Here is a 12,880-nt window from a genome sequence, read left to right on the forward strand (position 1 = left end):
AAATGACCTCGATTCTTATTCTTCGTGTGGAAAGACCAGCGGACGGCAGGCGCACCGCTATTCGTTGGGGCGCATGGTTGGCTATGACAAGACTGGTTACAATTTCGCGGATTGCTCTGACTTGATGCGACTTGATGCTACAATGGCGTCATTCGCGTCACCTGGATTCCGCATATGAGCGATCACTTCGCTACCAACCTCAAACTCGCCTGCAGCCACTACCGCTCTATTTCAGAAGTTTGCCGCCAGCTCTCGATCAACCGCGCGCAGTTCAACAAGTACCTGAGCGGGCAAAGCCGTCCGACGGCTTTCAACCTGAAGCGTATCGGCGACTTCTTCGGTGTCGAGGATTACGAACTGAACCTGCCCGCCGAGCAGTTCGCCCGTCTGATCGGTGCGCGGGTATCGCCCCAGCCCCAGCAGCCCAGTGACCCGATCAGCGAGTTGTTCCGCCCGTTGCACGAACATGGCGGCAACCTTTCGCGCTATTGCGGTTACTACTTCGAGTACTCCAACTGCATGTCGGTGCCGGGCACGATCCTAGTGTCGCTGGTGCACCTGTGGGAAGAACGCGGCCGTTTTCTGTTCGAGCGCCAGGAACGGCAGGAGCGCTCCAGCGCCACCGATCAGCATGCCGAGGTACGCTGCCGCTACCTGGGGGCGGCGTTCCAGCTGCAGGACCGGATGTTCCTCATCGACTACGAGTCGCTGACGTTCAACGAAATGAGCCAGACCATCCTCATCCCCAGCTTCAAAAGCCGCATTACCCGGCTGAATGGCCTGAAGGCCGGCGTATCCAGCGGCGACCGGCGCAACCCGGCCTGTACCCGGGTGGTGTGGGAATACCTGGGCGAGGAGATCAATCGCATCAATGCGTACCGGCAGGTGAAACTGTACCGGCCGGATGATCCGCGCATAGATGACGATGTGCGTGAGCGATTGAGCGTGGCGCCATTGCGCAATGGTCTGTTCGAGATCGAGTAATGCTAAACGCCTTAAGCATTGTCGAGGATGAACGTTGCGACCGTGTCGGCAACCTGGTCCGCTATTGCCGGAGTACTGCGCAAATGTGCCGCGATGCCATGGTCGCAGTCGGTAAGAAACAGGCATTGCAAACGCGACGCTGGAACTGCTCGCATCAAGGCGAGGTTAACTTCTTCAGGAATCGGGCTATAGCGTTCAGTGCCGGCAAGCCACAGGTTGCCAGCGCTGGTGCCGGGGCCTTTGCCGAATCTCTGGGAGTTGAGCCCGTCGTACTCGCCGATCACCATCAATACTCTTCCAAGAAACTGGTTGAGGAAGGTATAGCTATCGCTCTCCAGAAAACCGAAAGGCTTGTTGATGGCCGCAGTGAATGCCGGGCCGAACGGCGCTTGGTGGGCATGGTCTGGATAAACTGCGGGGCAGATCAGTACGATGCTGTCCACTTGTGGCAACTGTGCTGCAAGCTTAAGCGTAATTGCCCCGCCAAGGCTGTGGCCTATGAGCGTTCGGCATCGAGGCGCGATATGCGCGTGGAAACGCTGTGCTTCATCAAGGTTCGTAGCCAGTGACGGCGCCATTGCGCCTGGCTCGCTGGCGAGGCTGTGACCTGACAGATTGCCAGTGAGTGAACCAATGCCCGCGGCTTGCAGGCGATAAAGCAGGGGGTTGAGCCGGGTAAAGTCGGAACGCGCGCCCCCCAAGACGAATGCGGGAGCTGCGCGCTCGATATCAGGTACCAGCAATCGCGCCTGTTGCTGGTAGTTTCCAAAGACTTCATTGATGAACAGTTCTTTGCCCGGGGCGGGCTCGTCAAACTGCCACTTCTCGCGCTGTGGGGAAGCCTTTTGAATGTGCATGGTGCTCTCTAGAAGAACTGGTTGAGCCATTCGCCGAGCGGGTTGCCGGTATCGAGCAGCAGTTTGAGTGCCATGATGCAGCAGACGCTGACCAGCAGCGGTTTTATGAGGCGAGAGCCGAAGCGAACTGCGCAGCGAGCCCCCAATTGTGCGCCCAGGAAGGCGGCGAGCGCCATTGCCAGCGCCAGCGGCCAGATGATCGCCCCGCTGAGAGAAAAGACGGATAGTGCGCCCAGGTTACAGGCCGCGTTCAAAAGCTTGCTGGTGCATACGGCTTGAATGAGGTGCTGGCCCAAGAGGACCACGCAGGCCAGCATGAAGAACGAGCCGACTCCGGGGCCGAAGATGCCGTCATAAAAGCCAATGATTGGTGCAGCCGTCACGCAGAATAGGCTGGTCGATACCTTTGCCTTGCGCGCTTGTTCATTCGGCTTTGGACTGAAGGCAAAGTAGGCGGCGATCAGGATCAGCAGTGGTGGGACGCACGCCTGCAAAACGCTTTTGGGGACATAAGTTATCGACAAGGCCCCCAGCGCCCCACCGATAAACGCCATGACAGCCATGGGACTGCCTCGTCTCCAGTCGATCATGCCTTTGCGGGCGAAGGCGCACGTAGCCGAAACCGTAGCCGAAGCTGCCTGGAACTTGTTAGTGGCAATAGCTGCCAAGGGTTCTACACCGGCAATAAACAACACCGGGAGCGTGATAAGGCCACCGCCGCCGGCGATAGCATCAAAAAAGCCGGCCATCAGTGCAACCAGTGCGAGTAGCAGAACAAACGTCAAGTCGATTTCGATCATGGAGTATTTTCCTGTGCTCAACCACCTACCAGCAGCGGGTCTTCAGCGAGCACCTTTCTCGAGTTGATCGGCGAATATACGAGCCTGAAGTGCTACTCCTTTAGCCTCCGGTCCACCCAAATCAGCAAGGGTTTGGCTTGCAAAGGTTATGGCCTGGCTTTGCTCTGGGTAGAAATCCAGGTAGGCAGCTTCCGAATGAGGCATTGAACGTTCCTTGTCGTTTTTGTGTGAAACTCCCTGGCTGGCAAGTGGGGAGTCGACTATTCAATGCAGTTATGCCGTGACGTGGTAGTCAGCCCATTCCTCGTATGTCGTAGGAAATTTCTGTCTGTGGCGGTATTGAGCGGTGAAACTGTGGAATCCCGCCCTGTGGCATCGAATGGGTCCGGTGTTGGACTTCCCGGGCAGGAAACCGCAAAATGACTCTTTTTTCTCATCAACCTCTCCGGATCTGCTGACTCTATGCGTATGCGCCTAATGCTGTTGGGTGGTGGCAATGCCCTCGGGCAAGCGCTGATTCGTCTTGGGGCCGAGGAGGACATCGCTTTCCTGGCACCGCGCCCGCCCGAGAACGGCTGGGCGCCCTCAAGCCTCACTCAGTTGCTCGATGACCATCGCCCCGACGCGCTGGTCAACCTGGCCTACTACTTCGACTGGTTCCAGGCCGAGTCGGTCAGCGAGCAGCGCCTGGCCCAACAGGAGCGGGCGGTGGAGCGGTTGGCAGAGCTGTGCCAGCACCATCAGATCACCTTGGTGCAGCCATCCAGCTACCGTGTGTTCGATGGTTCGCGGGCCACGGCCTATAGCGAAAAGGACGAGCCAGTGCCGCTGGGCATGCGTGGCCAGGCTCTATGGCGCATCGAGCAGAGCGTGCGTGCGGCCTGCCCGCAGCATGTGTTGCTGCGCTTTGGCTGGTTGCTGGACGAGAGCATCGATGGCGCATTGGGCCGCTTCCTGACCCGTGCCGAGCAACCACAGGAGCTGCTGCTGGCCGATGATCGACGTGGCAACCCGACGCCGGTCGATGATGCTGCCCGAGTGATCCTGTCGGTACTCAAGCAACTTGATTGCAATGCGCCGCTGTGGGGCACCTACCACTACGCCGGCAATGAGGCGACCACGCCGCTGGCGCTGGGCCAGGCGATCCTCGCCGAGGCCGGCCAATACCGCCAGCTGGCCGTTCAGGCCCCCACGCCGCAGGCCCATGCCGCGCGCCCGGATGCCAGCGAAGAGCCACAGCACGCGGTACTGGCCTGCAAGAAAATCCTTCATACCTTCGGTATCAAGCCGCGTGCCTGGCGCGCTGGCTTGCCACCTCTACTGGACCGGTTCTACCGCCATGGCTGACGCCCCCATCCTGATCACCGGCGGTGCCGGCTTCATTGGCTCCCACCTGTGCGATGCGTTGTTGGACAAAGGCTACGCCGTACGCATTCTCGACGACTTCTCCACCGGCCGGCGAAGCAATCTGCAGGTCGATCACCCACGGCTGGAACTGATCGAAGGTGATGTTGCCGATGCAGGGCTGGTCACTCAAGCGGCGGCTGGCTGCCGTGCTGTGGTGCATCTGGCGGCGGTAGCGTCGGTTCAGGCCTCGGTCGAAGACCCGGTGCGTACCCACCAGAGTAACTTCATCGGTACCCTCAACGTTTGCGAAGCCATGCGCGTGCATGGCGTGCGCCGGGTGCTCTTCGCCTCCAGCGCAGCGGTGTACGGCAACAATGGTGAAGGGGAGTCGATTTCCGAAGACACGCCCAAGGCGCCGTTGACCCCTTATGCCGTGGACAAGCTGGCCAGTGAGCAGTACCTGGACTTCTACCGTCGCCAGCATGGTCTGGAGCCGGTGGTGTTTCGCTTCTTCAACATCTTCGGGCCACGGCAGGACCCTTCCTCACCGTATTCCGGGGTGATCAGCATCTTCTGCGAGCGTGCTGTGCAGGGCTTGCCGATTACAGTGTTCGGTGACGGCGAACAGACCCGGGACTTCCTTTATGTGGGCGACCTGGTGCAGGTGATGGTGCAGGCACTGGAGCAGCCGCAGGTCGAGGAGGGGGCGGTGAACATCGGGCTGAACCAGGCGACCTCACTGAACCAGTTGCTGGCCGCGCTGGAGAAGGTTGTGGGGAGCTTGCCAGCGATCAGCTATGCGGCGGCGCGATCGGGTGATATCCGCCATTCGCGAGCGGATAACCAGCGGCTGTTGGCGCGGTTCAAATTTGCACAGGTAACGCCGATGGTTGAAGGCCTGACAAAGCTTCTAGGTAAAGGCTGAGCCCCGCGGGGCTGCTCAGCAGCCCTGACATCACCCATGCCGCACCCTTCTGCGCTGGCAATCTTCGGGATGTAAGACCCGCCCATCCTGGCCACGGACCTGCAATATTTCAAGCGCCTGCCCCGTCACGCCGTCCACCAGTTCCGAACGCGCTTCTCCCGCCTCGAACAGAAACCGCTCCCCCCACTGCCTCAAACCAACCACCACTGGAAACACCGACCGCCCTTTATCGGTCAGCACATATTCTTTATAGGCACTGCCATCCGACGCCGGCTGTGTCATCAGCAACCCACTTTCCACCAACAGCTTTAGCCGCGAGGTGAGGATGTTCTTCGCCAGCCCCAGGTTCTTCTGAAATTCACTGAAACGCCGCAGGCCGTCGAAGGCATCGCGCAGGATCATCAGCGCCCAACGGTCACCCAGCACCTCCAGAGCCCGGGCCACGGGGCACTGCGCATTGTTTTCATCGAGCATGGGGCAAGCCTGTCTTGATTATCTGGTTGCAGATTAAAACCACATTTGCTAAATAGCCAGCATGTGGTTTCAAATTGAAACCAGATTCCAGAGGCTTTGCCCGATGACACCTTCGCTGACACGCTGGATAACCCTGTTGCTTGCCACCACCAGCGCAATTGCGGTGGCGACGGTGTACTTCGCTCAACCGCTGCTTGAGTCGATGGCTGCTGAGTTGGGGGTAGCGCTGCAGCAGATTGGCTGGGTAGTCGGCGCGACCCAGGCGGGCTACGCCCTGGGGCTGCTACTGATTGTGCCGCTCGGGGACTTGGTCGACCGTAAACGCTTGTTGCTTGGCCAGTTGCTGTTCGCGGCGCTTGCGCTGGTCGGCGTTGGCATGGCGCCGAACTGGGCAATATTGCTGCTGGCTCTGGCGATCACCGGGTTGATGGCAGTCATGGTGCAGGTGATGGTGGCTCATGCTGCGAGCCTTGCCTCACCTGGCCAGCAAGGGCAGGCGGTAGGCACTGTCACCAGTGGTGTGGTGCTGGGCATTCTGCTGGCACGGCTGGCTTCGGGCGGGCTGGCTGACCTGGCCGGCTGGCGGAGTGTGTACCTGGTCGCCGCAGGGCTCTTGATATTGTTGGCGCTGGTGCTGTGGCGCAGTCTGCCCGGCGGGCAGCCGATGGGGAGCCGGCCGGGTTACCGGGCGCTGATCTTGGCCCAGTTCAGCTTGTATCGGCACGACAGGTTGCTGCGCCAGCGCGGCGTATTCGGTGTGTTGATCTTCGCCGCATTCAGCGTGCTGTGGAGTGCCATGGTCATGCCACTCAGTGCTGCGCCGCTGGCACTGAGCCATACCGAGATCGGCCTGTTTGGCCTGGCAGGTGTGGCGGGCACGCTGGCGGCTTCGCATGCTGGTCGTCTGGCTGACCTTGGGCGCGGTGAGCGTACGACCGGAGTGTCGTTGGCCCTGCTGACGCTGTCGTGGCTGCCAACAGCGTTCGTCGAACATTCATTGCTGGCCTTCGTGCTGGGTGTGCTGATGCTGGACTTTGCCGTGCAGGCAGTGCATGTCACCAACCAGAGCTTGTTGCTGGCCGGGCGTGGTGCGATGGCTAGCCGTTTGATCGGCGCCTACATGTGTTGCTATTCGCTGGGCAGCGGTATGGGGGCGGTGTTGGCGAGCTGGGTGTTTGCCCACTGGGGCTGGGTTGCGGTGTGTGGGCTTGGCATGGGCATCAGTGCCGTCGCACTGTGCTACTGGCTATGGCTGCAACGCGCGAGGGCGGCCGAGGCCGCCCTGCAATGTTCAGGTCAGAACTTGTAGCCAAGGCCGACCATGTATACCCACGGGTCGACGTCGACGTCGACCTTGGTCTTGCTGTAGCCAAGGGCGGTCGGGCCGTTGACGCTGGCCTTGGTGTCGATGTCGACGTACCAGACCGAGGCGTTTACCAGCAGGTTGTCGGTCAGCATGTAGTCCATGCCCAGTTGGCCGGCGATACCTACCGAATCCTGCAGCTTGAGGTTGCTGAAGCCTTGTTCCTTGCGTGCGCTGCTCAAGTCTTCGTCAAAGAACAGGGTGTAGTTGATACCGACGCCAGCGTACGGCTGGAAGCGCGAATTTGGCTCCATTGGGTAGTACTGCAGCGACAGCGTTGGCGGCAGTTGCTTGATGTCCGCCAGCTTGCCGTCCAGCCCGCCGCCCAGACCTTTTACGCCGACGGTGTGCTTGAACGGGGTAGCTGCCAGCAGCTCCAGGCCGATGTGGTCGGTGAGCATGTAGGCAAAGGTCAGGCCCAACTGGGTATCGCTGTCCAGGGTCGCCTTGGTGCCCGACACCTTGTTGCCGTCGAACTTGAGGTCGCCGCTGCTCTCGTTCGGGGCGGTGGTGATGGCGCCTGCGCGCAGGATCATGTCCCCCGCCTGATAGGCGTGGGCGGCAGGGGCGGCGAGCGCAAGGGCCACAAGCGAGGCACCCAGCAAGGACTTGTTCATGGAAGCTCCCAAAGGACGTTATTAATCGAGTAGTCCAATGGTACGGAGCTGGTCAAACGGAAAGTTTGACCCAGCTCAACGAAGCGTCTTCACGAATTCGAAACAGTTCTCATCTCAGCTCATAAGCGTAGATTTTCTCGGCTTCCATCTGGTAGCCGGCGTCGGCCAGCTCGCTGCTGGAAGCTTTAACCTGCATCTTTCCCTCTATCCAGTAGGGCTGGTAGAGGTCTTCGACGCGCACGCCCATCTCGCTGAAAATATGCACGATCTGGTTCGGCGGCGGCGGCGGCACGTGGATGCACGCGCCATAGTAAGGGACCAGCAGGAATTCGGTGGTGCGGCCTTCTTCGCTGACCTCCAGTGGCACGATGTAACCGGGAAGTTTGACCTGTTGGCCGTCGAGGCTTTTTACCACTGGCGCGTCGGGCGCCTGCTGACGCGCGGGAGGTGCGGATTCGGCAGACAGGGCGTTGCTGAGCTGTGACATGTCGTGCAGCGGCGCCAGTTGTGGCGGGATGACCGGGGCGCCTTCAGGGATCAGTGCGGGCCAGTCCAGCTCCTTGGGTTCGGCGGCCCATAGAGGCATCGCTACCAGCAACAGCAAGGCCAGCAGCATGTGCATTGCCGGCCTCTTCGCGGGCAAGCCCGCTCCCACAGGTACTGCACAAGCTCCGAAGCCTGCGGGGCTCTCTGTGGGAGCGGGCGTGCCCGCGAAGCAGGCGGTGAGGTGTTTGATCATTACGCGCACTCAGAGGTGTATGGACAGGCCGTCGGCCAGCGATTGCCGGTAAGCCCGCCACGCCGGCACGCTGCCCATCAGCAACGCGGCCCCCAGGATGATAGCCAGCAAGGTCCATTCATGGGTACTCGGCAGAGCCAGTGGCAGATACAAGCCATAATTGGCCTGCACATACCCCTGTGCCAGGGCGATACCCGCATATAGCAAGCCAAGCCCGGCCACGATCCCGACCGAGGCCAGTGACAGTGCTTCCAGTACCAGCAACCCCGCAATATGCCAAGGCCGGGCCCCGACCGAACGCAAGATCGCCATTTCCCGGCGGCGTTCGTTGAGGCTGGTGAGAATCGCCGTGAGCATGCCGATCAAACCGGTCAGCACCACGAATAGCGACACCACGAACAAAGCCTGTTCCGCAGTGCCCATCAGGCTCCACAGTTCCTGCAGGGCGACCCCCGGCAGGATCGCCAGCAACGGCTCGCTGCGGTATTCGTTGATTTCCCGCTGCAGACTGAAGGTTGCGATCTTGCTGTTCAGGCCAAGCATGAACGCAGTGATGGCGGCAGGTTGCAGGTCCATCGTACGGGCCTGTTCGGCGCTGATGCGCCCGGCGCCACGGGCGGGTACGCCGTTGTGCCAGTCGATATGGATCGCCTCCATGCCGCCCAGGCTGATATGCAGGGTGCGGTCGACGGGGGTGCCGGTGCGCTTGAGTACGCCGACCACGGTAAACGGCTTGTCGTCGTGCTTGACCAGACTGATTGCGGCCACGCCGTGGGCCAGCACCAGCTTGTCACCCAGCTTGTAGTGCAATGCCTCGGCCACTTCGGCGCCGAGCACTACCTCGAACGGGTCGTTGGCAAACTCACGCCCCTGGCTCAGTTGCAGATGCTGGCGGCGGCCGTACTGATAATGGCTGAAGTAATCCGTGGTGGTGCCCATCACTCTGTAGCCGCGGTGCGAGTCGCCCAGCGAGATCGGGATTGCCCACTTCACCCGTGGGTCCTGTGCATAGTGCTGGAAGCTGTCCCAGCGGATGTTATTGGTCGCGTTGCCAATGCGGAACACCGAATACAGCAGCAGGTTCACCGAGCCGGAGCGTGCACCGACAATCAGGTCGGTGCCGCTGATGGTGCTGGCGAAGCTGGCACGGGCTTCGGTACGGACCCGCTCAACAGCCAGCAGCAGGCACACCGACAGGGCAATGGCAAAGGCGGTCAGAAACGCAGTGAAGCGGCGGTTGGCCAGGCTGGCCAAGGCTAGGCGGAGCAGGTACATCAGGCCTCCCGGGGCTTGGCGGCGCGGTTCAGTTCGGCAAGCGACAGATGGCGGTCGAACAGCGGCGCCAGGCTCTGGTCGTGGCTGACGAACAACAGGCTGGCACCGGCGGCGCGGCACTCATCGAACAGCAGGCGGATGAATGCTTCGCGCGTGTCCGCATCCAGTGCCGAGGTCGGTTCGTCGGCGATCACCAGTTCAGGCTGGCCGATCAGTGCGCGGGCGGCGGCGACCCGCTGTTGCTGGCCGATCGACAGGCTGTCGGCGCGGCGGGCGAGCATGGCAGGGTCGCCCAGGCCCAGGTGGGTCAGCAGCGTGCTGGCCGCCTGGTCAACACTGCCATGGCGCTGCTCGGCGCGTGCCTTGCGGCTGCGCGAGAAGCGGCAGGGCAGTTCGACGTTTTCACGTACCGAGAGGAACGGCAGCAGGTTGAACTGCTGGAAGATATACCCTGTGTGATCGACCCGAAAGCGGTCGCGGGCGCCCTGGCTCAGGCTGCCGAGGTCCTGACCGAGCAACTGGATGCGGCCCTGGACCGGCACGTTCACCCCGCCCAGCAGGCCCAGCAAGGTCGTCTTGCCACTGCCGCTGGGGCCCTTGAGGAACAGTGCTTCACCAGCGTCCAGGCGCAATGCCGGAATATCCAGCAGCGGCGGGTGACCTGGCCAGGCGAACACCAGGTCATGCAGATCGATCAACGGCTGGTTCATTCAGAAGGCGACCGCTGCCTTGGTTGGCGTGGTTTCCACGCCTTTCTGGCCATTGGGGCCGATCAGTTGCACGTTGATTTTCTGGGTGGCGGGGAAGGCCTTGAACAGCGGCGCCAGGTCCAGCTGTGTGAGTTTGTCGGGGTTGGCGCAAGTCAGCTGATAGTGGGCGCCGATGTCGCTGTGCTGATGGTCGTGCTCATGTTCATGTTCATGTTCGTGCTCGTCACCATCGTTGTCGGCCTTCGCTGCGTCACCGAACAGAGGGCTTTCCAGCGCCTGCTGCTCTTCCTTGCAGTCCGCGGCAGCAGAAAGGTCGAACAGCTTCAGGGGTTGTTCAAGCTGCTGGCGCACGGCGGCGACTTTGGCCTTGTCGGCATCGCTGCTGGCGGCATGCTCGAAGCCGACCAGGTTCATTGCCGGGCTGTCCAGCTCCAGTTCCAGGGTATTGCCATCGAGCACTGCGTTGAGCTTGGCTACGCCATGCTCGTGGGCGCCGAGGGAGCCGTGGGCGTGGTCATGATCATGGTCATGTTCATCGTGGGCATGGGCTACGGCCAGTGGCAGCAAAGCGAAGGGCAGGGCGAGCAGCAGGCGACGCATGGACGACTCCGGAGCGGGCTGAAAGATCGAGTTATGTTATAACAACTTCTCGGCGTGCCGCCAGCCTGTGTGGCGCATGTTTCATGTTGCGGTAGCATGGCTGCATTGACTTGGGCTCAAGGAATGCATCATGAGAATTCGTGGACAGATTGGTGACTGGCCGGTGGACCTGACCATCGAGCTTACGCCTGAAGAGTGGGCGCAACTGGGGCGACAGACCGAGGTGCCGGTGGTCGCCCAGGCTGCGGCGACCGCTGCGGTGGCCGGGCCGCGCCAAAATGACGCTCAGTGGGCTGCGGCGCGTGATGTGTTGCGTCTGGCAGGACAGATGAGCGGGCCGGAATTGCTGGACCGCCTGGAAGGGCTGGCAGGGAGTACGGCGGCGGGTAAGCGGCTGCTGGTGCGCTTGCGGCACAGCAGTGAGGTCAAGGTGGAGAGTGGCGTGGATGCGCCCGTTTATCACTGGGTAGGGTGAGCGCTGTCTTGCTTGAAAATTGAAACGCCTGCGCTGTCACCCGTAGGAGCGGGTTTACCCGCGAACACCGGCAGAGCCGGTGCCATCCACTGTGTCGGTTTCTTCGCGGGCATGCTCGCTCCAACAGGTCCAGCGCAGGCTTCAAGGTCACTCAGAACATCGCCGCCGACAGCTTGCGACGATAAACACCAACCAGCGGGTGATCGCCACCCAGCAACTCGAACACCTGCAACAGTGCCTTCTGCGGCAGCCCGTTCTCGTAGCCACGGTTACGCTGGAACAACTTCAGCAGACCTTCCAGCGCCGCCTCGTACTGCTGGCGCGCCAGTTGCTGAATGCTCAGCTGATAAGCCGCCTCGTCGTCTTGCGGGTTCTGCGCCAGACGGCTTTTAAGGTCAGCCACTTCCGGCAGGCTGGCAGCCTGGCGCAGGAAGGTCAGCTGGGCCTTGGCACCGGCCAGTGCAGCTTTGTGTTCGTCAGTCTTGACCGCATCCAGCACCACTTGCGCTTCGCCCAGCTCACCACGCTCGGCCAGGCAGCGGGCATACAGGATCAGCGCCTCGGCATTGCTGTTGTCCTCACCCAGCAGCGCCTGTAGCAGCGTTTCGGTTTCGGCAAAACGGCTTTCGGCAAACAGTGCCTTTGCCTGCTCCAGTGGCGCGGCGGTGGGCGCGGCGGGCATTTGTACATGCGGCTCGAGCATGGCGCGGATCGCCGACTCCGGTTGTGCCCCGGCAAAACCGTCCACCGGCTGGCCGTCCTTGAACAGCACCACTGTCGGCAGGCTACGGATGCCGAACTGGGCAACCACCTGTTGCTCTACGTCGCAGTTGATCTTGGCCAGCAGCAGTTCGCCCTGGTAACCCTCGGCAATCTTTGCCAGCAAAGGCATCAGCGCCTTGCACGGCGCGCACCACTCGGCCCAGAAGTCCACCAGCACCGGCTTGTGGAAGGAGTTCTCGATCACCAGTTGCTGGAAGTTGGTATCGGTGGCGTCGAAAATGTAAGGCGTGTCTTGGGTCATCGCGACTCTCGCAAACTCGTGTATGGCACCACTATAAGGTGTCGCGGCTGGCGTGGTACAGGCTGACCCGGCGGAATTCGTGTGGCTCGGCCAGGTCCGGCAGGGTCAGTGCTTCGAGCACGCCCAATTGCTGGTACAACGGGTGGCGAAAGTCGCGTACCCGCGAGTCGGCCACCAAGGCCTGCCGACCGCGGCTCAGGAAGGCATCCAGCAGCGGCAGGTTGGCGCGGTCGTACAGCACATCGGCAACCAGGATCAGGTCGAAACGGTCTTCCTCGGCAAAAAAATCGCTGCTGTAGCTTAGTGTCACCCCGTTCAGTGCTGCATTCGCACGGCAGGCAGCGAGGGCCAGCGGGTCGAGGTCGCAGGCCACCACTTCTCGTGCACCGGCGCGTGCAGCAGCAATGCCGGCGATACCAGAGCCGGCGCCAAAGTCCAGCACGCGCTTGCCTGCCACCCATTCCGGGCGTTCGGCCAGGTAGCGGGCCATTGCCAGCCCACTGGCCCAGCAGAAGCTCCAATAGGGAGGTTCTTCAAGAATGCGCCGGGTTTCTTCGCTGCTGAAGGCGCGATCCATGTTCTGGTCGTCGATCAGCCATAGCTTCAGGTCACAGTCGGGCAGTTCGCTGACGATCAGGCGTGCTTCGCCGATCAGGCCGCTGAGGGCCTGTTGCAGGGCCAGCGGCATCA

General features: G+C 61.5%; 16 protein-coding genes. 5 read left to right on the forward strand and 11 right to left on the reverse strand.

The features are described 5' to 3' along the window. The first annotated feature begins 174 nt into the window (after positions 1–174). Positions 175–984, forward strand: coding sequence for a helix-turn-helix transcriptional regulator (locus tag PRJ_RS02545; protein WP_020191391.1), 810 nt, complete (start codon positions 175–177; stop codon positions 982–984). Between the two features lie 11 nt (positions 985–995). Here PRJ_RS02545 and PRJ_RS02550 read toward each other — a convergent pair whose 3' ends face one another. The 3 genes from PRJ_RS02550 to PRJ_RS29770 are packed head-to-tail and all read right to left on the reverse strand — an operon-like array spanning position 996 to position 2,845. Further along, the gene (locus PRJ_RS02550; protein WP_104960698.1) at positions 996–1,841 is read right to left on the reverse strand and encodes an alpha/beta hydrolase; all 846 of its coding nucleotides are present in this window, start codon (positions 1,839–1,841) and stop codon (positions 996–998) included. Between the two features lie 8 nt (positions 1,842–1,849). Further along, the gene (locus tag PRJ_RS02555) at positions 1,850–2,641 is read right to left on the reverse strand and encodes a TSUP family transporter (RefSeq protein ID WP_014755162.1); all 792 of its coding nucleotides are present in this window, start codon (positions 2,639–2,641) and stop codon (positions 1,850–1,852) included. A gap of 42 nt (positions 2,642–2,683) precedes the next feature. Beyond that, a complete protein-coding gene (locus PRJ_RS29770) occupies positions 2,684–2,845 on the reverse strand; it encodes a hypothetical protein (protein ID WP_155741836.1) in 162 nt (53 codons plus the stop codon). Positions 2,846–3,103: 258 nt separating this feature from the next. On the opposite strand from PRJ_RS29770, the gene PRJ_RS02560 reads away from it, so the two are divergent. Continuing rightward, positions 3,104–3,988, forward strand: coding sequence for a sugar nucleotide-binding protein (locus PRJ_RS02560; protein WP_019439170.1), 885 nt, complete (start codon positions 3,104–3,106; stop codon positions 3,986–3,988). Then, positions 3,981–4,913 carry an NAD-dependent epimerase/dehydratase family protein gene (locus PRJ_RS02565; protein WP_003255418.1) on the forward strand — a complete coding sequence of 311 codons (933 nt, stop codon included), beginning with the start codon at positions 3,981–3,983 and terminating at the stop codon, positions 4,911–4,913. The genes PRJ_RS02560 and PRJ_RS02565 overlap by 8 nt, the downstream gene beginning before the upstream one ends. Before the next feature lie 30 nt (positions 4,914–4,943). Here the strand turns inward: PRJ_RS02565 and PRJ_RS02570 are convergent, their stop codons facing one another. Beyond that, positions 4,944–5,387: a helix-turn-helix domain-containing protein gene (locus PRJ_RS02570; RefSeq protein WP_010951791.1), complete on the reverse strand. Its 444-nt coding sequence runs from the start codon at positions 5,385–5,387 to the stop codon at positions 4,944–4,946. Positions 5,388–5,490: 103 nt separating this feature from the next. Between PRJ_RS02570 and PRJ_RS02575 the strand changes: the two genes are divergently transcribed. Further along, positions 5,491–6,696, forward strand: coding sequence for an MFS transporter (locus tag PRJ_RS02575; RefSeq protein WP_104960699.1), 1,206 nt, complete (start codon positions 5,491–5,493; stop codon positions 6,694–6,696). On the opposite strand, the gene PRJ_RS02580 is transcribed toward PRJ_RS02575, so the two are convergent. The 5 genes from PRJ_RS02580 to PRJ_RS02600 form a co-directional block, all read right to left on the reverse strand. Then, positions 6,684–7,367, reverse strand: a complete 684-nt coding sequence (locus PRJ_RS02580) for an OmpW family protein (RefSeq protein ID WP_010951793.1) — start codon at positions 7,365–7,367, stop codon at positions 6,684–6,686. The genes PRJ_RS02575 and PRJ_RS02580 overlap by 13 nt on opposite strands. 109 nt (positions 7,368–7,476) lie before the next feature. After that, positions 7,477–7,989, reverse strand: coding sequence for a DUF3299 domain-containing protein (locus tag PRJ_RS02585; protein WP_020191397.1), 513 nt, complete (start codon positions 7,987–7,989; stop codon positions 7,477–7,479). Between the two features lie 126 nt (positions 7,990–8,115). Then, positions 8,116–9,381 carry an FtsX-like permease family protein gene (locus PRJ_RS02590; RefSeq protein ID WP_010951795.1) on the reverse strand — a complete coding sequence of 422 codons (1,266 nt, stop codon included), beginning with the start codon at positions 9,379–9,381 and terminating at the stop codon, positions 8,116–8,118. After that, positions 9,381–10,091: an ABC transporter ATP-binding protein gene (locus tag PRJ_RS02595; RefSeq protein ID WP_010951796.1), complete on the reverse strand. Its 711-nt coding sequence runs from the start codon at positions 10,089–10,091 to the stop codon at positions 9,381–9,383. The genes PRJ_RS02590 and PRJ_RS02595 overlap by 1 nt, the downstream gene beginning before the upstream one ends. Then, positions 10,092–10,691, reverse strand: a complete 600-nt coding sequence (locus PRJ_RS02600) for a DUF2796 domain-containing protein (protein WP_104960700.1) — start codon at positions 10,689–10,691, stop codon at positions 10,092–10,094. A gap of 130 nt (positions 10,692–10,821) precedes the next feature. Here PRJ_RS02600 and PRJ_RS02605 point away from each other — a divergent pair, with 130 nt between their 5' ends. Next, positions 10,822–11,166 (forward strand): hypothetical protein, encoded by a 345-nt coding sequence (locus tag PRJ_RS02605; RefSeq protein WP_010951798.1) that lies wholly within the window; start codon positions 10,822–10,824, stop codon positions 11,164–11,166. A 151-nt stretch (positions 11,167–11,317) separates the two neighbouring features. Here PRJ_RS02605 and trxA read toward each other — a convergent pair whose 3' ends face one another. Continuing rightward, the gene (gene trxA, locus PRJ_RS02610) at positions 11,318–12,190 is read right to left on the reverse strand and encodes a thioredoxin (RefSeq protein ID WP_010951799.1); all 873 of its coding nucleotides are present in this window, start codon (positions 12,188–12,190) and stop codon (positions 11,318–11,320) included. Between the two features lie 31 nt (positions 12,191–12,221). Further along, the gene (locus tag PRJ_RS02615; protein WP_064492914.1) at positions 12,222–12,878 is read right to left on the reverse strand and encodes a methyltransferase; all 657 of its coding nucleotides are present in this window, start codon (positions 12,876–12,878) and stop codon (positions 12,222–12,224) included. Between the last annotated feature and the right edge of the window lie 2 nt (positions 12,879–12,880).

Origin of the sequence: Pseudomonas sp. XWY-1 (assembly GCF_002953115.1) — a bacterium.
In the GTDB taxonomy this organism is placed as follows: Bacteria; Pseudomonadota; Gammaproteobacteria; order Pseudomonadales; family Pseudomonadaceae; genus Aquipseudomonas; species Aquipseudomonas alloputida.